Source organism: Indioceanicola profundi (genome assembly GCF_003568845.1).
In the GTDB taxonomy this organism is placed as follows: Bacteria; Pseudomonadota; Alphaproteobacteria; order Azospirillales; family Azospirillaceae; genus Indioceanicola; species Indioceanicola profundi.
This window is the reverse complement of sequence record NZ_CP030126.1, coordinates 785,440-806,763: the sequence shown is the minus strand read 5'-3', so window position 1 is coordinate 806,763 and position 21,324 is coordinate 785,440. Positions and strand designations below refer to the sequence as shown.

Sequence of the window (21,324 nt, the reverse complement as noted above, 5' to 3'; positions counted from 1 at the left end):
AGAGCAACCTATGCCCAAGATCAAGGTCGTAAATCCGATCGTCGAGATGGATGGCGACGAGATGACCCGCGTGATCTGGCAGTTCATCAAGGACCGCCTGATCCTTCCCTACCTGGATGTGGACCTGAAGTACTACGATCTGGGCGTTGAGAACCGCGACAAGACCGACGACCAGGTCACTGTGGAGGCCGCGGAGGCCACGAAGCAGTACGGCGTCGCCGTGAAGTGCGCCACCATCACCCCCGACGAGGCGCGGGTGGAGGAGTTCGGCCTGAAGCAGATGTGGCGGTCGCCGAACGGCACGATCCGCAACATCCTGGGCGGCACCGTCTTCCGTGAGCCCATCATCTGCAAGAACGTGCCGCGTCTGGTTCCGAACTGGACGGCGCCGATCGTGATCGGCCGCCATGCCTTCGGCGACCAGTACAAGGCCACCGATTTCATCATCCCGTCCGCCGGCCGCCTGTCCATCACCTTCACCAGCAAGGACGGCACCAGCAACATCCGGCACACCGTCTTCGACTTCGACGGGCCGGGCATCGCGATGGGCATGTACAATGTGGACGAATCGATCCGCGGCTTCGCCCGGGCCTGCATGAATTATGGCCTGCAGCGCGGCTATCCGGTCTATCTGTCCACCAAGAACACGATCCTGAAGGCCTATGACGGCCGCTTCAAGGACCTGTTCCAGGAAGTGTTCGACGCCGAGTTCAAGGACCAGTTCGAGGCGAAGGGCATCACCTACGAGCACCGCCTGATCGACGACATGGTCGCCTCCGCCCTGAAGTGGAACGGCAACTTCGTCTGGGCGGCGAAGAACTATGACGGCGACGTGCAGTCGGATCTGGTTGCCCAGGGCTTCGGCAGCCTGGGTCTGATGACCTCCGTGCTGATGACCCCCGACGGCAAGACGGTGGAGGCGGAAGCCGCCCACGGCACCGTGACCCGCCACTTCCGGGAGCACCAGAAGGGCCGGCCGACCAGCACCAACCCGATCGCCAGCATCTTCGCCTGGACCCGGGGCCTGGAATATCGCGGCAAGTTCGACCAGACGCCGGAAGTCATCCTGTTCGCCAAGACGCTGGAGCGGGTCTGCGTGGAGACGGTGGAAGCCGGCTTCATGACCAAGGATCTGGCCCTGCTGATCGGGCCGGAGCAGCCCTGGCTGACCACCCAGGACTTCCTGGCCAAGATCGACGAGAATCTGAAGAAGGAGATGGGGCTCTAAGCCCCACTCCCCCTTCCGACCGGTCGGGAACGGGCGGCGCCGCAGAGGGTGCCGCCCGTTTTCTTTCCAGGGGTTCAGCCCGTCCCCGGTTCGGACGTGCGGTCGGTATCCTCCGCCCGCTTGCGCAGCTCATCGGCGGTCAGGCCGGCCGGGGTGGCGCCCTGCAGGGTGCCGTCGCCGGGCGTGTGATCCATGTCCGTGCGCTGGGCGCCCGCACCCGGCTTGTCGCCCTGACCCGTGTGTTTCTCCGCGGGGCGCTCCTCGGGACGGGACTTCTGGTCGTTCGGCATGATCTCTCCCTCCGGGCATCCGATTCGGTTTGCGTCGGTCTACAGGGATCAACGGCGGAGGCTACGGATCATTCCGGGCCGCCAGCGGGGCAACCTCCTTGGCCCGCCCCTGTTGGCAGCGCACATCCACCGGAACAGGAGAGTCCAGATGACACGCACCGGCCACCAGCCCCATTCCGAGGGCATCGGCGACGGCAAGGATGTGCCGAAGGACGGCCTGCACAAGGCGCCCGACGGCGGCTTCGCCGGCCTGTCCAGCACGCCCGAGGAACATGCCCGCCGCGCCCGCGAAGGCGGGGAAGTCGGCCGCCGCCACTCCGGCGATGCCGACCAGGCCCAGTCGGAGGCGGAGCCGCGCTATTCCCGTCCCGCCCAGGATGGAGGCGAGAGCAAGGACACCGGCATCCGCAAGGGCTGACCGATCGGCTCAGGTGGGGCGCGTCATGCGGTAGGCCATTTCCAGGCCGCAGCGCCCCACCGCCTCCACCGCGTTTGCGGCAGCGCCGTGAAAGCTGGAGAACAGGCCCACCACGGTTCCCACCGCCGTGCCGCTTCCCACGCCCAGCCGATCCAGCGTGGCGCAGACCCAGTCGAAATGTCTGGCCTCGTCATCCGCATGCCGGCTGAGAAGGGCCGCGACCTCCGGCGGCTGGTTCATGCCGGCCTCGCGGGCATATTTGTCCCTGGCCTGCTGCTCATTCGCCCGGAAGGCCAGCAGCACCGCCCGCTCGTCCCCCAGCGCGCCCGCGGCCTGAACGGCCACCTTGAACATTCCGGTGGGGATGTGCGGCAGCCGTAGCGCCAGGCTGCCACGGCCATGGATCATGGCGGTGAGGTCGCGCACATGCCGCTCATGGTCGGCCAGGAAGTCCTGCATGGGCGCGCGGTGCTCCGGCGACCGCAACAACGTGATCGCCAGATGGTAGGAGGCCAGCGCGTCGCATTCCAGTTGCAGCAGGTCGTTCAGCCGGGCCAGAACGGCCGCATCCCCATTCATGCCTGTGCCTCCTTGATTCCAGAGCGTCTGCAAAGGAACAGGGCAGCGGCGGGAACGCTCCCGGATCAGGTCGGCAATGAACAGCAAAAACCCCGGCACCTGGAATGCCGGGGTTCTGCCGAACAGTAGGAAGCTCAGGCGACGCTGACCTTCCGCTCCTCATCCCGCCGCTTGGCGGGCTGGTAGGCGAGCGCCGCATGCTCTGCGCAGTAAGGCAGGCCGGCATGGGCCTGCTTGCCGCAGAAATGGAAATCCGGGCTCTTCGGATCGCCGACCGGCCACTTGCACATGCGCTCGGTCAGCGAAAGGATCGTCGCGCCCTTGGTTTCTTTCTTCTTGATCGGCGACGGCCGGCCAGAGAGGCCGAGCCGGTGGGCCTTGCCGATTACCGCGTTGCGGGTGATGTCGCCAAGGAGATCGGCGATTTCACTGGCGCTCATCCCCTGTCCCCAGAGTTCGCGCAGCTTTGCCACCCGCTCGTCCGTCCAGCTCATTCAAGCCCCCTTCAAGCTCCCTGGTTCCCGTGACAACCCCACGGGTGCGGGCCGCCTTTCCAGCGTTTCCGCACCTTTGGGGGATCGGCAACCATGTAAACAAGCGACCACAGCAAATGTGACAACATCTTGTGGCGCTATGACACGCACGATACCAAACCTGCGAGGGGATGGGTAGAGGGACCGTTTCTGAATCTTACGATTTCGGCGAATCGGTCCCTCGGAACCAGTCCGACAGCGGGTTTACTGGCCCTGCGCCAGCGAGAAGCCCGGCGCACCGTCATAGGTGTAGAGGCTCGCGGTCTGGACGACATCGAACCCGCCCTCGCCCAGCCGGCCCAGCAGCTCGGCGATGCGGCCCGGCTGCACGGGGGCATCCTTCCCCTCGCCCATGACGCGCAGGCGCCAGTGGTCGGTGCAGAAGGTCTCGCCCACGCCCTCCGGCCACACCTTCTGACCGCGGTTGGAGATCATCGCCAGCTTCAGCCCGTCGCCCACCAGCGGCTGGACCTTGGCGGCCAGCTCGTCGCCATTGCCGCCGCGATGGTCCAGGAACACGTCCACGCCCACCAGACGCTTGTCGGCCGGGACGACCTCCTTCAGCGCGAAGCCGGTCAGGGTCGCCTTCACATCCACCGGATAGCTGGCCGGGGTCAGGGTGGTCGGACGCTCGCCCAGCCGGTCGATCAGGTTGGCGGCGAAATCGCGGGTGCCGACTCGGGCCTTGGAGACGCCACGCTTGAAGATGTCGACGGTGTGGATGCCGTCCTCGATCATCTTCAGCCAGGCATTATGGATCTTCTCCGCCGCCTCGGCCTGCCCGATATGGACCAGCATCATGACGCTGGCCAGGATCAGGCCGGACGGGTTGGCGATGCCCTTGCCAGCGATGGTGGGGGCGGAGCCGTGGATCGCCTCGAACATGGCGCACTGGTCGCCGATGTTGGAGGAGCCGGCAAGCCCGACCGAACCGGTGATCTGGGCGGCGATGTCGGAGATGATGTCGCCATACAGGTTCAGCGTGACGATGACGTCGAAATGCTCCGGCGTGTCGGCAAGACGGGCCGCGCCGATGTCGATGATCATCGTCTCGGCTTCGATCTCCGGATACTCGGCCGCGATCTCATCGAAGACGCGATGGAACAGGCCATCGCTGATCTTCATGATGTTGTCCTTCACGAACGCCGTGACCTTGCGCCGGTGGTTGGCGCGGGCGTACTCGAAGGCATAGCGGATGATCTTTTCCGAGCCGGGGCGGGAGATCAGCTTCACCGCCTGGGTGACGCCCTGGGTCTGCCGGTACTCGATGCCGGCATACAGGTCCTCCTCGTTCTCGCGCACGATCACCACGTCCATCTGCGGGTGCTTCGTGTTCACGAACGGGTGGTAGCTGACGCAGGGGCGGATATTGGCGAACAGGCCCAGCGCGCCGCGGATCGTCACGTTCAGGGACTTGTAGCCGCCACCCTGCGGGGTGGTGATCGGGGCTTTCAGGAATACCTTGGTGCGGCGCAGGCTTTCCCAGGCGGACGGCTCCATGCCGTTCATGATGCCGCGCTTGTAGACGCTCTCGCCGATCTGGATTTCCTCGAAGGCGAGGTTCGCGCCGCTGGCCTGGAGGATTTCCAGGGTCGCATCCATGATCTCGGGACCGATGCCGTCGCCACGGGCGATCGTCACCGGAATCGCTTCGGTGCTCATAATTCGGGTCCTTTCTGCCACTCCCCATTCAGCGGGGTTTATCGGGCGGGCGGCAGACTAGTCCCTAAGCCCAATTCTTTCAATCGCATGCGGGGCATGGGATGGCCGCCTGCCATGCGCCGCTGTGCGTCGAATTCAGTCGTCGCGCTGAATGACGGACGCACGTCGCCCTTCGATGATGGATCGCACCATGGCCCGGATGTCCGCAAACAGCTCCTCCGGTAGGACGCCGTAGGTCCAGACCCCGGGCCGTTCATGGGAGACGGGGCGCAGGTCGACGCCGGGCCAGATGAACTGGTTGAACTCGTCCAGGATCACCCAGGATGCATCCGCATCCAGACCGAGGTGCCGCTTGACCTTGACCGGCAATGGAATGCCGCGCCCTGAATCAGACTCCCGATGCGTTATTGGCGCCACCCGAACCAGATAGCGCCCGTCGGCAAGACGCCGCCGCGCGACCACGATCACGCAAGGGCGGTCTTTTGCGCCTTGCTCGCGACCGCTACGGGCTTCGTGCGACCACAGGAACGCATAGCGCACCACCAAGCCTGGGAAAGGCGCTTGCGGCAGCGGCACGGCCGGTCAGTCCGGGATATCATTGATGGAGTAGCGGTGCTCCGGCGGGATTTCCGCCGTCAGCATCTCGTCCAGCTCGTCGTCGGACATCTCTTCCAGCCGGAGAATCCGCCGATCCAACTCCTGAAGGCGCGCATACTCCTCCGCCGACAGGATCACGACCGATGGCTTGCCATATTGCGTGACGATGACGGGCTCACGTTGGGCCTGCTCGCGATAGGCGCCGAAATTCTTGGCGACATCCGCAGCACTGGCATTGGGCATGGCATCCTCCGTAACACCACGCATATGATACGGAACAGCGGGTTTCCCTACAATCCCGCTAATGATTCAACTCCCGCATTCCCGCATCCAGCCCCTGCAGGGTCAGCGGGTACATGCGGTCTTCCATGATCTGGCGGATCATGCCGATGGAGTGGGTGAAGTCCCAGTAGCGTTCCTGGGTGGGATTCAGCCAGATGGCGCGGCGGTACTGGGCCAGCAGGCGCTGCATCCAGACCTGCCCGGCTTCCGGGTTCAGATGCTCCACGCTGCCGCCGGGCTGCACGATCTCATAGGGGCTCATGCTGGCGTCGCCGACGAAGACCAGCTTGTAGTCGGGGCCGTAGGTGTGGATTACATCCCAGGTGCTGATCCGCTCCGCATTGCGGCGGGCATTGTCCTTCCACACGCTCTCATAGACGCAGTTGTGGAAGTAGAAATATTCCAGGTGCTTGAACTCGCCGCGGGCGGCGCTGAACAGCTCCTCGCAGACCTGGATATGGTCGTCCATGCTGCCGCCCACGTCCAGGAACAGCAGCACCTTCACCGCATTGTGCCGCTCCGGCACCATCTTCAGGTCCAGATATCCGGCATTGGCGGCGGTGGAGCGGATCGTGTCCGGCAGGTCCAGCACATCCGCCGCCCCTGTCCGGGCGAACTTGCGGAGCCGGCGGAGCGCCACCTTGATGTTGCGGGTGCCGAGTTCGACCGAATCGTCGAGGTTCCGGAACTCCCGCTTGTCCCAGACCTTCACGGCGCGACGATGCCGGCTCTCATGCTGGCCGATGCGGACGCCCTCGGGATTGTAGCCATAGGCCCCGAACGGGCTGGTGCCCGCGGTGCCGATCCATTTGCTGCCGCCCTGGTGCCGCCCCTGCTGCTCCTTCAGCCGCTGGGCCAGCGTCTCCATCAGCTTGTCCCAGCCGCCCAGCGCCTGGATCTGCGCCTTCTCCTCCTCGGTCAGGTACTTCTCCGCCAGCTTGCGCAGCCATTCCTCCGGCAGCTCGCGTGCAAGGTCCTCCCCTGTGGCCGCCTCCCCTTCCAGCCCCTTGAAGACATGGCCGAACACCTGGTCGAATCGGTCCAGGTTGCGCTCGTCCTTCACCAGGATGGCGCGGGAGAGGTAATAGAAATCCTCCACGCTGAAGCCGGCGATGTTGGCCTGCATGGCTTCCATCAGCGCCAGATACTCCTTGAGCGAGACCGGCACCTGCGCCTTGCGCAGCTCGTAGAAGAAGCTGATGAACATCGTGCGTCCCGTTCCGCGAAGAGGTCCGGGAGCTTAACAGAGGAAGTCGCCCCCGTTGAAGGGCGGGCCGCCTACTCGGCCGCGCCCAGCACGATCCCCGGCTCCTGCGCGCCCGGCATGGCGCCGCGCCGGTGGTACCACACGGCCACGGCCCCTTCCCGCCCGCGCAGGGTCATCGGGTCCGCCCGCTCGAAATCCGCCAGCACCTGCCCGTCCAGGGTGATCTTCGCCGCCTCCACCAGATCGTGGGAGATGACGAGATGCGCCTCCAACTGGCGGGTCAGGCTCATCAGGCGGCTGGCGACATTGACCGTGTCGCCCACCACCGTGAACTCCACCCGTCGGTCTCCGCCGATATCGCCCACCGTCACCGGCCCGTAATGCACCCCGATGCCCAGATCCACGGCAGGCAGCCCCTGCGCCGCGCGTTCCCGGTTCCACTCATCCACGCTGTCCAGCATGTCGCGGGCGCAGGACAAGGCCGCGGCGGCGTCGCCGGGCGTCGCGGAGAGCAGGCCGAAGGTGGCCATGACGCAGTCGCCGATATATTTGTCCACCGTTCCCTGGTTTTCGAACACCGCCGTTTCCATGCGCTGACGGAACTCGCTCAGCAGTTCGATCACCTCTTGCGGCCGCGCATTCTCGCAGAGCGCCGTGAAGCCCACGATGTCGGCGAACAGGATGGCGACCGGCCGCTGGGTCGGCTGGGCCAGCGGGCTGTCCTTGGAGGCGAGACGATCCACCACGTCGGGGGAGAAATAGCGGGCCAGGTTCGCCCGCTCCCGCTCGGTCGCGATCTGCCGGACGACCAACCGGCGCGACCGCCCCACCGCCGCCGCCAGGGTCAGCGACACCAGGATCATGAACAGGACCTGGCTGATCCAGCCGGTCAGATCGACATAATGCGGGTCCAGCGTGACGCTCAGGAACATCTCCAGACTGGGATTGTCGAGCAGGACCTTGTTGCCGACGGCAAAGCTGTCCGGCTGTGCCAGCGCCTTCAGCACCACGGCCGACCAGCAGATGGCGGCCGACACCCCGCTCCACACCACCACGCTGGGCGTCTGGGTGATGGCCGCGCCGGCGATGAAGATGAAGAAGAAGGCGAACCAGACGGTGCGCACATTCATCGCCAGCGGCACCGCATCCCCGCCGATCATCCAGGGCGTGGAGAACGCGTAGGCGACCAGCGCATGGTCCAGCAACACGAACAGGTACAGATGCCAGGTGCGGTAGAAGGGCATGCGGCTGACGCCCCACATGGCAAGACCGGACAAGGCCAGCAGTGCTGCGACCAGATAGCCTTCAAGGTTCTCATGGTTGACGTCGATGACCAGGACCCAGCCCAGGATCACGCCAAGGGTGATCAGCCGGGCGAAGGTCGCCATCCGGATACCGTCGCGCTGCTCGCGCAGGAAGGCCTGTTCCAGGCGCGCATCCTGCCGACCCGCCAGCGTTGGCGCCATGACCTCCCCCCATCTTTCCGATCCGGATTCCTATCACATCACCTCACCTGGAAAGTGGGCGAATGTTGGGCCGGAAATTGCGGGGTAGGGCTTTTCTATGCGCAGCGCGCTCAGGCCTCAAGCCAATGGACGCTGAAAAGCCTGTCCTCGTCGGTCCAGACCCGAGCTGGCGTGAATCCGGCGCGGACGGCCAGGGCCTGGAACTCCGGCAGGTCGTACTTGTACGAGTTCTCGGTGTGGATGGTCTCTCCCGCCGTGAAGGCGAAGCGGCGGCCGGCCACCATGGCGATCTGATCGCGCGCCGATTCCAGATGCATTTCAATCCGCCCCTTCTCCGCGTTGTAGAACGCCCTGTGCCGGAAGGCGGAGAGGTCGAACGTACCCTCCAGCTCACGGTTGATCCGGGCCAGAAGGTTCAGGTTGAACGCCGCCGTTACTCCGGCCGCGTCATTATAGGCGGCGTGGAGGATGTCGGGGTCCTTCTTCAGGTCCACCCCCACGAGCATCCCGCCAGGAACATCGTCGTCGGCCAGCCAAGTCCGCCAGCGCGCCAGGAACGCCTCCGCCTCCCCCGGCGTCAGATTTCCGATGGTAGAGCCGGGGAAGAATGCGACGCGCCGCCGCGGCAGCCCGCTGGAGGGCGGGGGCACCGCCACCTCCCCCATATAATCGGCGCAGAGCGCCAGAACCTCCAGGCCGGGATGGTCCTCGGCCAGCCGCTCACAGGCTTCGCGGAGATGGTCGCGGCTGATGTCGATCCCGACATAGCCGGCCGGCGCGGTCAGCCGGTCCAGCAGCAGCCGCACCTTCACTGACGACCCGCTTCCGAGCTCGACGAGCTGCACCCCGGCGCCGAACATGTCAGCCATTTCGGGTCCGTAACGATCAAGGATGCCGATTTCGGTGCGTGTCGGATAGTACTCTGGCAGTTCGGTGATCCGGTCGAACAGGCGCGACCCTTCGGCGTCATAGAAGAACTTGGCCGGCACCGCCCTGGGCCGGCGGGACAGTCCCGCCAGCACGGCATCGCGGAAGTTCTCCACCTCCGGCGCGAGGTCCATGAAGGCGGACCGGGCGGCCGGCGGGCGGGTAGCTGCGGACATGCGGTAAGGCTCCCTATTCCAGGTCGCGGGCCAGTCGCAGGCCGCTGAACTGCCAGCGCGCCGCTGGCGGGAAGAAGTTCCGATAGGTTGGGCGGACATGCCCTTCGGGCGTGGCGCAGGACCCGCCGCGCAGCACCATCTGCCCGCTCATGAACTTGCCATTATATTCCCCCACCGCCCCTTCGGCCGGGCGGAAGCCGGGATAGGCCAGATAAGCGGAGCCGGTCCATTCCCAGACCTCCCCCCACCAGGAGGGACCGGTGAGCGGCTGGGGGTGGAAACGCCATGCATCGGCAAAGCCGCCGGTGGGCTTGCGTCCGCCGACCGTCATTTCCCACTCCGCTTCAGTGGGAAGGCGGGCGCCCGTCCATTGCGCGGAGGCCCAGCGGGCGAAGGCGTCCGCCTCGTACAGGCTCACATGGGCCACCGGTTCGGCCTGGTTCACCGGCCGCTCCCCCGCCAGGGTGAACTGAACCCAGCCGCCATCCTCATCCCGCCGCCAATAGGCCGGCGCCTCCCAGCCTTCCGCCCGAACCGCGGCCCAGCCGTCCGACAGCCACAGGGATGGATCGCGGTAACCGCCGTCGGCCATGAAGGCCAGCCACTCGCCGCAGGTCACCGGCCGGTCGGCGATGGCGAAGGGCTCCAGCCAGACCTTGTGCCGCGGGCCCTCATTGTCGAAGGCGAATCCCTTTCCGTCCCAGCCGATCTCCGCCAGCCCGCCGGGATGCTCCGCCCAGCCCAGCGGCGGCGCCGGCGACGGCTCCTGCTCCGGCCGTTCCCGGTAGGCCGGCATAAGGCTGTTGCCGGACAGAAGGTGCTTCAGGTCGGTCAGGATCAGTTCCTGATGCTGCTGCTCATGGTTCAGGCCGAGTTCGATCAGGGCCTGCGCTTCGGCGGACGGGTCCTGCGCCAGGAAATCCATGAGCCGCCGGTCCACCAGGGAACGCCACTCCAGCACCTCCGCCACTGGCGGGCGGGTCAGCAGACCGCGTCGAGGGCGTGGATGGCGGGGACCCGCAGCCTCGTAATAGGAATTGAACAGATATCCCCACTCCGGCCGGAGCGGCGGCTGCCCCGCCTGGGGGCCGAGCACGAAGGTCTCGAAGAACCATGTCGTATGGGCCAGATGCCATTTCACCGGGCTGGCATCCGGCATGGACTGGACCACCATGTCCTCCGGTGACAGACCTTCGGCCAGGGCCAGGCTGCGGGCCCGCACCTGCGCAAGGCGCTCGGCCAAGGCAGGAGGGTTGGCGGCTGGATACAGGCTGTCCGGCATGAAGCCTCCGGTCTTAGGGCAAGGGCGCACATGAACATAAACGTTCCGCAGCGCCGGGCGACCTTCCCGGCCCTCATTTCCCAGGAACATGGTGGTTAGCCCCTATCGTGAAGGGCGTCGGTATTTCGAGGGAGCGGCACCGCACGCAAACGGGCGGCAATGCATTTTCAGCAGAGCTTGCGGCTTGTGATAAGCGTCTGTGCGGGCTATATGTCTGTTACGAATGACAGACGAACAAATCCGCGTCTCTTTCCAAGACGCTGCCGCGACGCCCGGAGGCCGGGCCAGCGCGGATCGAGATCGCGACGAGGCCGCCCAGGGGGCCACCGTCGTTCCCCTTCACAGATACACCGACTTCGGAATGCGTTGGCCAGTGCCGACGCGCGGCGAAGTGCTTGTCGTGCCGTTGGGCGGTCTGGGCCGCATCGGCATGAACTGGACCTTGTACGGGCACGATGGCGCCTGGCTGCTGGTGGATGCCGGCATGTCCTTCCCCGAGGAGGAGATGGAGGGCGTGGACGCCATCGTTCCCGACCCGGCCTTCCTGGCGCCCATCGCCGACAAGCTTCTGGGCCTTGTGGTCACCCACGCGCACGAAGATCATATCGGCGCGATCGACCGCCTGTGGCCCTATGCCATCAACTGCCCGATCTGGGCGACCCCCTTCGCCTGCCGCGCCCTTGAGCGGCGGCTGGAGGAAGCCAGCACGCTGGACGAGGTGGAGCTGAACAGCTACCCGGTCGGCGGCAGCTTCGAGATCGGGCCGTTCAAGATCCGCTCCGTGCGGATGACGCACTCGGTGCCGGAACCCGTGGCCCTCGCCATCGGGACCGAGGCCGGTACGGTGCTGCACACCGGCGACTGGAAGTTCGACCCGGCCCCCATGGTCGGGGAGCCGACGGATTTCGACGCTCTGCGGGAGATCGGCGACGCCGGCGTCCTGGCGATGGTGTGTGACAGCACCAACGCGCACAAAGATCTGGAGATCACCTCCGAAGCGATGGTGCGGGAGGCGTTCATGCGCCTCTTCGCCAGCCGCAAGGGTCAGGTCGCGATCTGCTGCTTCTCCACCAACGTGGCCCGCATGGCGTCGGCCGCGGTGGCGGCGACGGCATCCGGCCGCCACGTCGCGATCACCGGCCGCTCCATGCGTAATTCGCAGGAGAATGCGCGCGGTCTGGGTCTGCTGGACGATGTTCCGGAGTTCCTGGCCGAGCCGTCCCACCTCCGCGGTCTGGACCGGGCGCAGACGGCCCTGGTCTGCACCGGCGGCCAGGGTGAGGAGAATGCCGCCCTTGCCAAGCTGGCACGCGGTGACCGCCGCCTTCCCAGCTTCGGGCGGGGCGACACGGTGGTTCTCTCCACCCGCGTCATCCCCGGCAACGAGGAGGCGGTGGAGAAGGTCTGCTCCGCACTCCGCGCCCGCGGGGTGGAGGTGCTGATGGGCGCCGACACCATTGACGGCTTCCCGCTCCACGTCTCCGGCCATCCAGGGGCGAACGAGCTGCGGGAGCTGTACAGCCTGGTTCGTCCCCGCTTCGCCATGCCGGTCCACGGCACGGAAATGCATCTGACGGCCCATGCCCGTCTGGCCCGCGGGGCCGGGGTGGAGGCCGCCATCGTCTCGGAAGAGGCGGAGGTGATCCGGCTTGCACAGGGTGGTGCGCGCGTGCTGGGCCGTGTGGATGCCCCGAAGCTGCATCTCTCGAACGACGAGAACGGCAACCGGGTGCCCTACCGGGCCAAGACGGCGACGGCCTGAGCGCCGTCGCCTCCTTCCCCTACCCCAGTGATCTACCGGGAGCGCGCGAGCCAGATCGTGTGGCCGCCGCAATCCGGGTCCTCGACGACATGCTCCGCCACGCTGAACCCGTGCTCCGCGAGGAGCCGGCGATATTCCTCCGGATCAAGGCTGGCGTGGTACAAGGGCTCGCCCCGGTAGGTTCCGATAGCCTCCCCGTGGGACGGGCCGCTGGTGAACATCAGTACGGTCGAGGGCTGCGCATGTCGGCGGAAGATGTCGAACATCCTCCGCTGATCTTCGTGGCGGAGATGGAAGAAGCTGTCCCAGGCCAGGATGCCGTCGAAGCTCCGTCCCAGTGACAGGCTCCGCATGTCGCCGACGATCCATTCCTGATCGGAAAACCGGCTCTTGCACAGGTCGATCAGGCTTGGCGCGGCATCCACGCCCGTCACCCGGAAGCCTTGTCCGATGATATAGCGGGCCATGGGCTCGGCCGAACCGCAGCCAAGATCGAGAATGCTCCCGCCCGGCGGCAGACCGGACAGGAACCGGTCCAGCCAGTCCTTTTCGAACAGGCTTCGGCCCCGGTCTGAATCCCATTCACGGGCATGCCGCTGGTAAAGATCGGTGATCTGAGCTGAGGGGTCGTCCATGCGGCGATGATCGCCCGCGACCGGCATTGTGGCAAGTCTGCCCGACTATCTTGTCCCGGATCAGGCCCGGTCGGGCCGCTTATCCTCAAGAAGAACGCTTCCCTGCCGGCTGATCTTGCCTTTCAGCTTTTCCGCCAGCATGGCCAGCATCCAGGGGAGCCGGACCTCCACAGCGACCTGCTCCTCCATCACGTCGATGCGGCCAGAAACGCTCTGGGCCATTGCGGTGATACGGAAGGTCAGCGTGTCGCCGACCCACTGTTCATCCTCGACCGTTGCGATGCCGGAGAGTTGGGAGCGGATCTGCCCCGCCGCCCCTTCCAGCCGACGCCGAGCTTCCGCCCGGCCCAACTGGTGCGGGATGGTGACGGTTACCGGCCTGCCTACGGCCATGCCCCTGCTCCCTTCCCCGAAAGCGATTTCCTGGCGGATGTCAGACGACGCCAAGCAGCGACAGGATGACGACCACCACCACGACCACGCCGATGATGTAGAAGATGCTACGCCCCATGTTGATTGACTCCCTTTTGTTATCCCGGTCCAGTCGGCGCCGATCGCCCAGGGTGCGGGTGTTAGAAGAACCGGAAATCCGCTCGCCGGGTTCCATCCGCTCATGTCGGCCGCTGCTCTTCACCTGTGATCAATGGCGGCACGAACATGCCGGAAACAAAAAGGGCGGAAGCGGCCCGCCGCCGCTCCCGCCCCTGGTTCCGAGCTTCCGCCTGTCGGGTCAGCGTGCCGCGCCCTTTCGCGGGTCCCAAGCGCCCGGCGTGACCATCAGCGGCTCCTTGAAGCTACCGGCGACCGCCTGCCAGTCCACATATTTGAAGTTGGTGGCCGAGGGCTCTCCGGACATGTCGTTCAGGTCGTCATTATAGCCGTCCTGAACCACCAGCAGCCCGTTCGGGAAGCCCGGCAGCCCGAAGCTCACCACCTCGGCCCCGTCACACTCCTGCACGCCGTCCACGCCGTCGGCAGCGACGATGCGGAAGGAGCCGAGATAGCGGTTCTCCCCGCCCCGCTCGAACACGGCGAAGGTATCGTCCAGCCCGGACGGATCGGGCGCCTTCTCGTCCCCATGGGCATCGCCCTGGCTGGAGGCGAGCAGATAGCCGCTTCCGTCCGGCCCGTAATAGAGCGTGAGCCCCTCCACATCCCGCACCACCCGGCTTTCCTCCACGTTGAAGGAGCTCTTGGCCGAGCCGCGGGTCTCATAGAACGGCTTGTCGTCCGCCTTGCCGGTTGTCAGGTCGATGCGCCAGAGGCCGACATCCTCCTGCCCGGCGAACAGCATGCCGCGCTCCTGGTCCACCGCCAGCCCCTCGAACTGGGCCGCCCAGTCCAGGGCGGGATCGGTTTCGCTTTCGATGGTCAGGTCCTGGCCGCGGTGACTGTAGGGGAAGTCCCAGTGGCGCAGCCGTTCATGGCCGACCGTTCCGTCGGCATTGACCACCAGCCGGTGTTCCACCAGCCGCGCTTCGTTGCGCTGGGCCACAATGGCGCGGTGCCCGTCCGGCCCCTTCCAAGTGGTCAGGCCATAAGCGCTGTGCTGGTCCGTTGCGGGATTCGGCACCTCTCCCGACCCGTCCGCGGCGCGCCGGGTGGGGAACACCTGCGGCTGCTCCGGATCGGTGACGTCGGTGAGCGGAACACCCTGCGCCGCCGGATCGATCCGCCAGACCATGATGCGGTCGCGGCCGCGGTCACTGGCCACCGCCACATCCATGGCGCCGCCGCCCGGCAGCGCCAGCCCATAGGCCACGTCCACATTGTTGTAGCGTCCGGCCAGCCCATCCGCCCCGGCAGGCGCCGGATCGATCCGTTGCACCAGCCGGCCCTGAAGGTCGTAGACCCGCAGGCCGGCATCCTTCACGGCCGTGATGACCAGGCTTTTCGCCGGATCGGTCGGATGCAGCCAGACGGCGGGATCGTCCGCATCGCCATCCTCCGCCGTGTCCGGCATGCCGGGCCCGGTCTCCAGCGCCGGCCGCACGGTGGCGACCTCCGCCGGCGGTGCGGCACAGGCGGTCCCGCCCAGCAACAGAAGTGCGAGTGCGGCGGCGGCGGATAGGGTCTGGCGGGTCATCGGTACTTTCCTATGCTCGAACATCAGAATGCGGCGCGCAGGGTCACCTGGAAAAGGATGCCGGAGCGTTCGCTTTCCAGCTCCGATTCGTCCACCTCGCCGGCGGCGCGGGCGGCCAGGATTTCATCCACCGAATCGCCGTCATAGAAGCGGAAATCCTCCTCCTTCTTGCGATCCAGCAGGTTGCTGGCGGTGAAGCGCAGCACGTAGCGGTCGGCGAAGCGCTTCTCCACGAAGGCCTCCAGATCCTGGCCGTAGCGCAGCTCGACAGTCTCGTCCAGCGAGGACTCGGTCGCGTCGCTGCGGCCGGACAGGGAGGCGCCGAAGCTCGCATCCCAGCTCGGGATGGTCTGGATGAAGCCGACATTGTAGACGTGTGCCGGCTGATTGTTGAACCGCCGGTCCTCCCCGGTGAAGGGGTCGGTGATGGAGCTATCCAGCCAGGTGTAGTTGGCGAACAGACCGGTATCCGGCAGGCCGGCGAAGTCCAGCGGCAGGGACAGATCGAACTCCACGCCCCAGGTCTCGCCGTCGCCGATATTGGCGGCCTCGTAAACGCTGCCGCCAGCCTCCGTATCCTCGCCCGTATTCACCAGCTCGATCACGTCGGTGACGTCGCGGTAGAACAGGTTGACGCCGAAGATGCCGCGCCGGCCGATCTGGTGCTCATAGCCCACATCCACGCCCCAGGCGGTCTCGTTCTTCAGGCGTGGATTGCCGATCAGCTCATCCTCGTCGGCCGGCTCCTCCTCCTGGCGGTACGGGGCCAGCAGGTCGTAGTCGGGCCGCCGCACGGTGCGCGCAACGGAAAGCAGGAACCGGTCCTCCTCCGTCGGGCTATAGCGGAGGTGGGCGGAGGGGTTGAAGTTCTTCACGTCGTAGGAGCCGCTGTCGCCCTCGCTCTCCACGTCGCGACTGGTGATCTCATACCGCGCGCCGGCATCAAGGAGGAGCTGGTCCGTCAGATCGATGGAGAAGCGGGCATAGGGATCGACGCGGGTTTCCTCGATGGTGAAGATGGCGCCGGGCGGGGTCTCCTCCTCCTCCTCGCCATCCTCGATTTCGAAGGTGCGCAGGGCGCTGTCCCGCTGCTTGTAGAGCAGGTCCATGCCGACCTTGGTGCTGATGCGGCCGGCGCCGAAGCGGTAGCTCAGCGTGCCGGTGAATTCGTCATCGTCGATGTTCAGCGTTTCGCGCTCGACAAGCTCCGCTTCCGGCACCGTGTCGCCCTCGTCCGCCTCGGCGTCGGTGTCCTCGCGGTAGCCGGACCAGCCGGCGATCAGGGCAATCTCGCCGCCGGCCAGCGGGAACTCCGTCTCCGCACCCAGCGCGTAGGTCCGCTGGCCGATCCGCTCGCGCTGGACCTCCACCTCGTCCAGCTCCAGCTCGTCCGGGCTCGGCCCCTCATAGACCAGGGAGGTCTCGTCCTCGTCTCGGTCGGTGTCCACGATCAGGCCCGACAGACGCAATGACCCTGCGCCCAGCGCCGTCACCAGCTCGCCATTGGCAGAGATGTCGACGCCGTCGCGTGTATCCTCCTGCAGTTCGCGCCCGGTGAACTCCTCGAACTCGCCGCCGAAGAAGTCCGTCACCTTTTCCTTCGGGTTCCGCCGGCCCTGGTAATTCAGCGCCACCCAGTAGGAGGTGTCGTCACGGTCCAGCGTGTCGGCATAGGCGATTGCGCCGGAAGGGCGCACCTTGCCGTCCTCGTTGATCAGCCCGCCGACCTTGGCGAAGCCGCCCTCGAACCGGGCGCTGTCCTTGGTGATGATGTTCAGCGTGCCGGCCACGCCTTCGCTGGGCTGATCGGCGCGCGGGGCGCGGACGATCTCTACCCGCTCAACCAGCTCGGCCGGGATACGGTCCACGAAGAAGCTGCGGTCCGCCTCCCCGCCCGGCGCGCGTCGCCCGTTGATCAGCACCTGGGTATAGCCCGGCGGCAAGCCGCGCATCTGGGCCGCATCATATTCCAGCACATCGGAAGCGAAGGTGACGCCCGGCACCCGCTTCAGCATCTCGCCCACAGACACCGGCTCGAACCGCTGGAAATACTCCAGGTCGTAGGACAGCACCGGATTGGGGTCCGGCGCCCGGTTGCGGAACATGATGGTGCCGTTGACGATGATCTCCTCGATCTCCTGCCGCTCGGCCACGGCAACGACGTCCTGGGCCGGCTGGGCCAGCGCGGTGGTGCCGAGGAAAAGAGGAAGCAGCGCGGCAGCCAGCCGCGGACAGTGCCTGGGCGTCATGATCGGTCCTGTGATGGCGGTCCGCGCCCGGAACCGGGGCGGAGCGGAGGGCGTGCAGGGCACCGGCGGGCGTTGCGCGCTTTTCCGCGCCCCCGATGCATACGGTCGTCTGCTTAAGGCCCTCGCATGACAGGCGTGTGAAGCGATGAATGAGTTTTCGTTACGGCCGGAACTCCGGCCACGGACATGAAAAAGGCCGCCGGACAACCCGGCGGCCTTTTCCGACCGATGCTGGAAGCCGGCTTATTCGGCGCCGCGCCGCATCACCACATTGCCCGCCTGCACGCCTTCATCCAGGCCGGCGGACCGCACGCCGGTTGTGTCCACCCCGACATGCATCATCCGCTTCAGCCACGGGGACAGGGCAAGCACGATGACGCCCGCCACGCAGGCCGGCCAGAACAGGTTCCAGAACAGGTCCGTGAAGCCGTAGGCGGCGTCGAACCCCGTCACCTCCTCCGGCGCGGAGAACCATTTCGCCGTCTGTCCCGCCAGCCATGCGCCGCCGGCGGTGGACAGGAACCAGATCCCCATCATCACGCCGGTGGTGCCGGGCATGGATAGCCGCGTGATCATGGACAGGCCAATGGGCGAAAGGCACAGCTCGCCGATCGCCTGCACCCAGTAGAACAGCACCAGCCACCAGAGGCTCATCAGCATGCCGTTCTCCGGGTCCTGCATGGCGATGACCAGCAGTCCGAAGGCGGCGCCGTTGAAGAGAAGCCCCAGCGCGAACTTCACCGGCAGGGACAGGTCCTTGCCGCGGACGGCCAGGAACGTCCAGATACCTGCCATCAGCGGGGCCATGAGCACGATGAACATGGGGTTCAGCGCCTCGAACTGGCTGGCCGCCCAACCCTGACGGTCCACGAAATGGTCCGCCAGCAGCTTCAGCGAACCCGGCGACTGGTCGAACAGCATCCAGAAGAAGATTGCGAACAGCGTAAGGACCAGGGCCACGATCATGCGGTCGCGTGCCACCGGCGTCGCCTTGGTGAACATCATCACCAGGACCCAACCGATCATCACGAAAGCCGAAACGGCAAGCAGGTAGCCGACAATGTCGGCCCGCTGCATCAGCCCCCAGGAGGCCGCCACGGCGACCGGAATCGCTGCCCACATCCAGGCCGGCACCCGCGGCTTCTCAGCCAGGGCGGCGCCCGTTCCCATCGACACCAGCTCATCCGGCGGCAGCATCGGGCGCGAACGCTGGAACACGAACAGCCCCAGCCCCATGCCGATTGCGGCCGCGCCGAAGCCGTAGCTCCAGCCATAAGTCTCACCCAGCCAGCCGCAGATCAGCGTGGCGGCGAATGCGCCCAGGTTGATGGAGAAGTAGAACAGGGAGAAGCCGGCATCCCGGCGCTGGTCGTCCGGCGCATAGAGCTTCCCGACCATCGAGGAGATATTGGGCTTCATGAAGCCGTTGCCCACCGACAGCAGGGCGAGGGCAAAGAACATCACGCCCACGGCGACGGGGTCTTCGCCCCCGCCGCCTTCATAAGCCATGGCGACATGGCCCAGCAGCATCAGCGTGGCCCCGATCATCACCGCCCGCTGGTAGCCCAGCAGCCGGTCGGCGATCAGACCGCCGAACAGCGGCAGCAGATAGACCAGAGCCAGATAGGCCGACATCGTGTCGTAGGCGCGGTCGCGCGGGAAAGCAAAGTGGGAGACGAGATACAGGATCAGCAGCGTGCGCATGCCGTAGAAGCTGAAACGCTCCCACATCTCGGTGAAGAACAGGGGCATCAGCGCGCGTGGATGCCCGAAGAACCCGCGGTCCGGGTCTGAGGAGAAGACTGCCATCGGTCCCTGCACTGGATTCGGTAAAGCCGCGCCTATAGCACGCCGCCCCCCGCCTTTGTAAGGGAACCTTGTCACCAGCTTGTAACGAGGGACGGCGCGCCGTCCCCGGATCAGCCCAGCTCCGCCCGCACTTCGCCCGCAGCCGGCATGGAGGTGCTGGTGCCGATCCGGGTAACGGAAATGGAGGCTGCGACGCCGGCATAGCGCATGGCGTCGGCGATCCCTTCCCCCGCGGACAGGCGCGCGCAGAGCGCGCCGACGAAGCAGTCGCCCGCGCCGGTCGTATCCACCGCCTTGACCTTGCGGCCGGGCACCAGCACCTCGCCGGCCTCTGTGATTGCCACGGCCCCGCGACCTCCCAGCGTGGCGATCACCGTCTGACCCTGGCGGCGGATCAGATGGCGGGCGACATTCCCCACCTCCGCGACCGGCGCGTCGGCGGAAACGTCCACACCGGCGAAATGCCCCAGCTCCGTCTCGTTCACCACCAGGATGTCGGTATCGAGCCAGAGGGCGTCAGGCGCGTCGTCCAGCGCCGGCGCCGCGTTCAGCACCGTGACGGCCCCGGCCTTGCGGGCGCGGGCGAAGACGGCGGCGATAGTGGTGCGCGGCACTTCGAACTGGCTTACCACCACGTCGCCGGGGGCGAACTCGACGCCGGCCGCATCCTCCGGGCACACCTCCCGGTTAGCAGCCGGGATCACGACGATGCAGTTCTCCGCCTTGGAATCCACGAAGATGATTGCATTGCCGGTGGGCTGCGTGGCCGTGCGCACGATGCCGGACGCATCGATCCCACGTTCCTTGAAGAAGGCCAGCACCTGATCGCCAAAGGCGTCCTGCCCCACCCGCCCGACGAAGGCCGTCTCGACATTCTGGAGCGCGCAGGCCACCGCCTGATTCAAGCCCTTGCCGCCCGGCATGAACGCGACCGTGTCGCCGTTCACCGTCTCGCCCGGCCGGGGCGCGCGCTGCATGGTGGAGAGGATGTCGATATTGATGGAGCCGACGATGACGACCTTGGGCATGGCCTTCCCTTTATCCTGTCGGCATCCTCATTAGCCCAACCGGCCGGAACTGGGAAGATGGCCGGTCAGTTCCGGCAGGCCGGCTGTTCCGCCAACCAGGCCGTCGCGGTGGCAACCGGCTCCTCTCCCTCCGTCCCCACGGTCACGTCCGGATTGATGGCCGTCCGGTAGATGCGCCCGGTCCGGTCGCGGTTCCACCCCATGGTCACGGCCAGGGCGGCGCCATCCTCCAGCGGGAAGACATTGTTGACGGAGACGTAATTGGCCGTGGGCTGTCCGAATGTCCGGACATTGGAGCGGCCGGCCAGCGCGATGACGATGCCTTCACCCGAACTGGCCGTGCCGCCGTCCATCAGCACGGCCACCGGCGCCTCCGGATTGCGCAGGGCCGCGGGACCGGATGGCGCTCGCGGCGCCCAGCCGCCCGCCTGCACCGCAACGCCGTCCCTGTAGAATACGTCGTAGACCTGATCGCCCGCGATGTCGAACGACAGGACCTTCGACCCGCCGAGCAGCGGGCCGATACCGTCCAGCATCGGCCAGATATTGCCGCCGCCATTGCCCCGAACGTCAACGATCCAGCCGCAGGCCCCTGCGGCGTCGAACTCGCCGATGAAGGCCCGAAGCCGCTCCGCATAGGGCAGCCCCTGCTCCCTGCTGCCGTTGAACCGGGTGACCGCGACGTGGCCGAAGCGCCCATCGATCAGCCGCCCCTGCGGTTCGGGCAGCGGCTTCCGCGGCGCGTCCGCGCCCGGTTCGGGTGAGCGGGGCGGCGGCGGGGCATAGAGCTGGCTGTGCTTCTCCCCCAGCCGCTCCAGAACCGCACGGATCGCCTTGTGTGTATCGGCGGGCGTCGCGGCTCCGTCCGCCTCCCGCATCGCCAGCGCCCTGAGTTCCACCCAGTCCGCCGAACCGCGGTTCACGTGGTTCCGCTCCAGCACTTTCAGCGCATCGGACAGATAGCCGGCCGCCACCCGGCTGACAGGCCCCGGTCCCTCAACCGCGCCGGCCGGCGCGAAGAGGAAATATGCAACGGCGACCGGGATGGGGAGCAGGGCGGCAGCGGCGATCCAGGCGCGCATACGGAACCTCGTGGCAGGACATTGCG

The 21,324-nt window shown here is 66.5% G+C and carries 21 protein-coding genes; 3 read left to right on the top strand and 18 right to left on the bottom strand.

Features of this window, described 5'->3' with window-relative positions; genetic code table 11:
- The first annotated feature begins 10 nt into the window (after positions 1 to 10).
- Complete coding sequence (locus tag DOL89_RS03850; RefSeq protein WP_119677954.1) at positions 11 to 1,228, top strand: NADP-dependent isocitrate dehydrogenase; 1,218 nt, start codon at positions 11 to 13, stop codon at positions 1,226 to 1,228.
- A 74-nt stretch (positions 1,229 to 1,302) separates the two neighbouring features.
- Here DOL89_RS03850 and DOL89_RS03845 read toward each other — a convergent pair whose 3' ends face one another.
- Positions 1,303 to 1,518 (bottom strand): hypothetical protein, encoded by a 216-nt coding sequence (locus DOL89_RS03845; RefSeq protein WP_119677953.1) that lies wholly within the window; start codon positions 1,516 to 1,518, stop codon positions 1,303 to 1,305.
- 148 nt (positions 1,519 to 1,666) lie between these two features.
- Between DOL89_RS03845 and DOL89_RS03840 the strand changes: the two genes are divergently transcribed.
- Positions 1,667 to 1,936 (top strand): hypothetical protein, encoded by a 270-nt coding sequence (locus tag DOL89_RS03840; RefSeq protein ID WP_119677952.1) that lies wholly within the window; start codon positions 1,667 to 1,669, stop codon positions 1,934 to 1,936.
- A 9-nt stretch (positions 1,937 to 1,945) separates the two neighbouring features.
- Here the strand turns inward: DOL89_RS03840 and DOL89_RS03835 are convergent, their stop codons facing one another.
- The 9 genes from DOL89_RS03835 to egtB all read right to left on the bottom strand — a co-directional run bounded on the left by DOL89_RS03835 (position 1,946) and on the right by egtB (position 10,647).
- A complete protein-coding gene (locus tag DOL89_RS03835; protein ID WP_119677951.1) occupies positions 1,946 to 2,515 on the bottom strand; it encodes a ferritin-like domain-containing protein in 570 nt (189 codons plus the stop codon).
- Between the two features lie 134 nt (positions 2,516 to 2,649).
- On the bottom strand, positions 2,650 to 3,009 hold the full coding sequence (locus tag DOL89_RS03830; protein WP_119677950.1) for a GcrA family cell cycle regulator: 360 nt from the start codon (positions 3,007 to 3,009) through the stop codon (positions 2,650 to 2,652).
- 243 nt (positions 3,010 to 3,252) lie between these two features.
- The gene (locus DOL89_RS03825; protein ID WP_119677949.1) at positions 3,253 to 4,710 is read right to left on the bottom strand and encodes an NADP-dependent isocitrate dehydrogenase; all 1,458 of its coding nucleotides are present in this window, start codon (positions 4,708 to 4,710) and stop codon (positions 3,253 to 3,255) included.
- 135 nt (positions 4,711 to 4,845) lie between these two features.
- Positions 4,846 to 5,286, bottom strand: coding sequence for a type II toxin-antitoxin system PemK/MazF family toxin (locus DOL89_RS03820; RefSeq protein ID WP_119677948.1), 441 nt, complete (start codon positions 5,284 to 5,286; stop codon positions 4,846 to 4,848).
- 6 nt (positions 5,287 to 5,292) lie between these two features.
- A complete protein-coding gene (locus tag DOL89_RS03815; RefSeq protein ID WP_162937315.1) occupies positions 5,293 to 5,550 on the bottom strand; it encodes a type II toxin-antitoxin system Phd/YefM family antitoxin in 258 nt (85 codons plus the stop codon).
- A 58-nt stretch (positions 5,551 to 5,608) separates the two neighbouring features.
- Positions 5,609 to 6,796: a vWA domain-containing protein gene (locus DOL89_RS03810; protein ID WP_119677946.1), complete on the bottom strand. Its 1,188-nt coding sequence runs from the start codon at positions 6,794 to 6,796 to the stop codon at positions 5,609 to 5,611.
- A 71-nt stretch (positions 6,797 to 6,867) separates the two neighbouring features.
- Positions 6,868 to 8,262 (bottom strand): adenylate/guanylate cyclase domain-containing protein, encoded by a 1,395-nt coding sequence (locus DOL89_RS03805; RefSeq protein WP_119677945.1) that lies wholly within the window; start codon positions 8,260 to 8,262, stop codon positions 6,868 to 6,870.
- 110 nt (positions 8,263 to 8,372) lie between these two features.
- Complete coding sequence (gene egtD, locus DOL89_RS03800; protein ID WP_205574633.1) at positions 8,373 to 9,365, bottom strand: L-histidine N(alpha)-methyltransferase; 993 nt, start codon at positions 9,363 to 9,365, stop codon at positions 8,373 to 8,375.
- A gap of 13 nt (positions 9,366 to 9,378) precedes the next feature.
- Positions 9,379 to 10,647 carry an ergothioneine biosynthesis protein EgtB gene (gene egtB, locus DOL89_RS03795; RefSeq protein ID WP_119677944.1) on the bottom strand — a complete coding sequence of 423 codons (1,269 nt, stop codon included), beginning with the start codon at positions 10,645 to 10,647 and terminating at the stop codon, positions 9,379 to 9,381.
- Positions 10,648 to 11,020: 373 nt separating this feature from the next.
- On the opposite strand from egtB, the gene DOL89_RS03790 reads away from it, so the two are divergent.
- On the top strand, positions 11,021 to 12,409 hold the full coding sequence (locus DOL89_RS03790) for a ribonuclease J (protein ID WP_162937314.1): 1,389 nt from the start codon (positions 11,021 to 11,023) through the stop codon (positions 12,407 to 12,409).
- Positions 12,410 to 12,441: 32 nt separating this feature from the next.
- Here the strand turns inward: DOL89_RS03790 and DOL89_RS03785 are convergent, their stop codons facing one another.
- The 8 genes from DOL89_RS03785 to DOL89_RS03755 all read right to left on the bottom strand — a co-directional run bounded on the left by DOL89_RS03785 (position 12,442) and on the right by DOL89_RS03755 (position 21,298).
- Positions 12,442 to 13,044 (bottom strand): class I SAM-dependent DNA methyltransferase, encoded by a 603-nt coding sequence (locus DOL89_RS03785; protein WP_119680225.1) that lies wholly within the window; start codon positions 13,042 to 13,044, stop codon positions 12,442 to 12,444.
- 60 nt (positions 13,045 to 13,104) lie between these two features.
- A complete protein-coding gene (locus DOL89_RS03780; protein ID WP_119677942.1) occupies positions 13,105 to 13,437 on the bottom strand; it encodes a polyhydroxyalkanoic acid system family protein in 333 nt (110 codons plus the stop codon).
- A gap of 40 nt (positions 13,438 to 13,477) precedes the next feature.
- The gene (locus DOL89_RS24745; RefSeq protein WP_162937313.1) at positions 13,478 to 13,678 is read right to left on the bottom strand and encodes a hypothetical protein; all 201 of its coding nucleotides are present in this window, start codon (positions 13,676 to 13,678) and stop codon (positions 13,478 to 13,480) included.
- A gap of 96 nt (positions 13,679 to 13,774) precedes the next feature.
- Positions 13,775 to 15,130, bottom strand: coding sequence for a phytase (locus tag DOL89_RS03775; RefSeq protein ID WP_162937312.1), 1,356 nt, complete (start codon positions 15,128 to 15,130; stop codon positions 13,775 to 13,777).
- A 23-nt stretch (positions 15,131 to 15,153) separates the two neighbouring features.
- Entirely contained in the window at positions 15,154 to 17,379 is a 2,226-nt protein-coding gene (locus DOL89_RS03770; RefSeq protein ID WP_119677940.1) for a TonB-dependent receptor plug domain-containing protein, read from the bottom strand.
- A gap of 243 nt (positions 17,380 to 17,622) precedes the next feature.
- A complete protein-coding gene (locus DOL89_RS03765) occupies positions 17,623 to 19,188 on the bottom strand; it encodes a peptide MFS transporter (RefSeq protein WP_119677939.1) in 1,566 nt (521 codons plus the stop codon).
- A 110-nt stretch (positions 19,189 to 19,298) separates the two neighbouring features.
- Positions 19,299 to 20,216, bottom strand: coding sequence for a ribokinase (locus DOL89_RS03760; protein ID WP_119677938.1), 918 nt, complete (start codon positions 20,214 to 20,216; stop codon positions 19,299 to 19,301).
- A 65-nt stretch (positions 20,217 to 20,281) separates the two neighbouring features.
- A complete protein-coding gene (locus DOL89_RS03755; RefSeq protein WP_119677937.1) occupies positions 20,282 to 21,298 on the bottom strand; it encodes a S41 family peptidase in 1,017 nt (338 codons plus the stop codon).
- Between the last annotated feature and the right edge of the window lie 26 nt (positions 21,299 to 21,324).

Excerpts from the sequence above, each read along its gene's own strand:
- DOL89_RS03850 (WP_119677954.1), top strand. The coding sequence starts at position 11 with ATGCCCAAGATCAAGGTCGTAAATCCGATCGTCGAGATGGATGGCGAC.
- DOL89_RS03845 (WP_119677953.1), bottom strand. The coding sequence starts at position 1,518 with ATGCCGAACGACCAGAAGTCCCGTCCCGAGGAGCGCCCCGCGGAGAAA.
- DOL89_RS03840 (WP_119677952.1), top strand. The coding sequence starts at position 1,667 with ATGACACGCACCGGCCACCAGCCCCATTCCGAGGGCATCGGCGACGGC.
- DOL89_RS03835 (WP_119677951.1), bottom strand. The coding sequence starts at position 2,515 with ATGAATGGGGATGCGGCCGTTCTGGCCCGGCTGAACGACCTGCTGCAA.
- DOL89_RS03830 (WP_119677950.1), bottom strand. The coding sequence starts at position 3,009 with ATGAGCTGGACGGACGAGCGGGTGGCAAAGCTGCGCGAACTCTGGGGA.
- DOL89_RS03825 (WP_119677949.1), bottom strand. The coding sequence starts at position 4,710 with ATGAGCACCGAAGCGATTCCGGTGACGATCGCCCGTGGCGACGGCATC.
- DOL89_RS03815 (WP_162937315.1), bottom strand. The coding sequence starts at position 5,550 with ATGCCCAATGCCAGTGCTGCGGATGTCGCCAAGAATTTCGGCGCCTAT.
- DOL89_RS03810 (WP_119677946.1), bottom strand. The coding sequence starts at position 6,796 with ATGTTCATCAGCTTCTTCTACGAGCTGCGCAAGGCGCAGGTGCCGGTC.
- DOL89_RS03805 (WP_119677945.1), bottom strand. The coding sequence starts at position 8,262 with ATGGCGCCAACGCTGGCGGGTCGGCAGGATGCGCGCCTGGAACAGGCC.
- egtD (WP_205574633.1), bottom strand. The coding sequence starts at position 9,365 with ATGTCCGCAGCTACCCGCCCGCCGGCCGCCCGGTCCGCCTTCATGGAC.
- egtB (WP_119677944.1), bottom strand. The coding sequence starts at position 10,647 with ATGCCGGACAGCCTGTATCCAGCCGCCAACCCTCCTGCCTTGGCCGAG.
- DOL89_RS03785 (WP_119680225.1), bottom strand. The coding sequence starts at position 13,044 with ATGGACGACCCCTCAGCTCAGATCACCGATCTTTACCAGCGGCATGCC.
- DOL89_RS03780 (WP_119677942.1), bottom strand. The coding sequence starts at position 13,437 with ATGGCCGTAGGCAGGCCGGTAACCGTCACCATCCCGCACCAGTTGGGC.
- DOL89_RS03775 (WP_162937312.1), bottom strand. The coding sequence starts at position 15,130 with ATGACCCGCCAGACCCTATCCGCCGCCGCCGCACTCGCACTTCTGTTG.
- DOL89_RS03770 (WP_119677940.1), bottom strand. The coding sequence starts at position 17,379 with ATGACGCCCAGGCACTGTCCGCGGCTGGCTGCCGCGCTGCTTCCTCTT.
- DOL89_RS03765 (WP_119677939.1), bottom strand. The coding sequence starts at position 19,188 with ATGGCAGTCTTCTCCTCAGACCCGGACCGCGGGTTCTTCGGGCATCCA.
- DOL89_RS03760 (WP_119677938.1), bottom strand. The coding sequence starts at position 20,216 with ATGCCCAAGGTCGTCATCGTCGGCTCCATCAATATCGACATCCTCTCC.
- DOL89_RS03755 (WP_119677937.1), bottom strand. The coding sequence starts at position 21,298 with ATGCGCGCCTGGATCGCCGCTGCCGCCCTGCTCCCCATCCCGGTCGCC.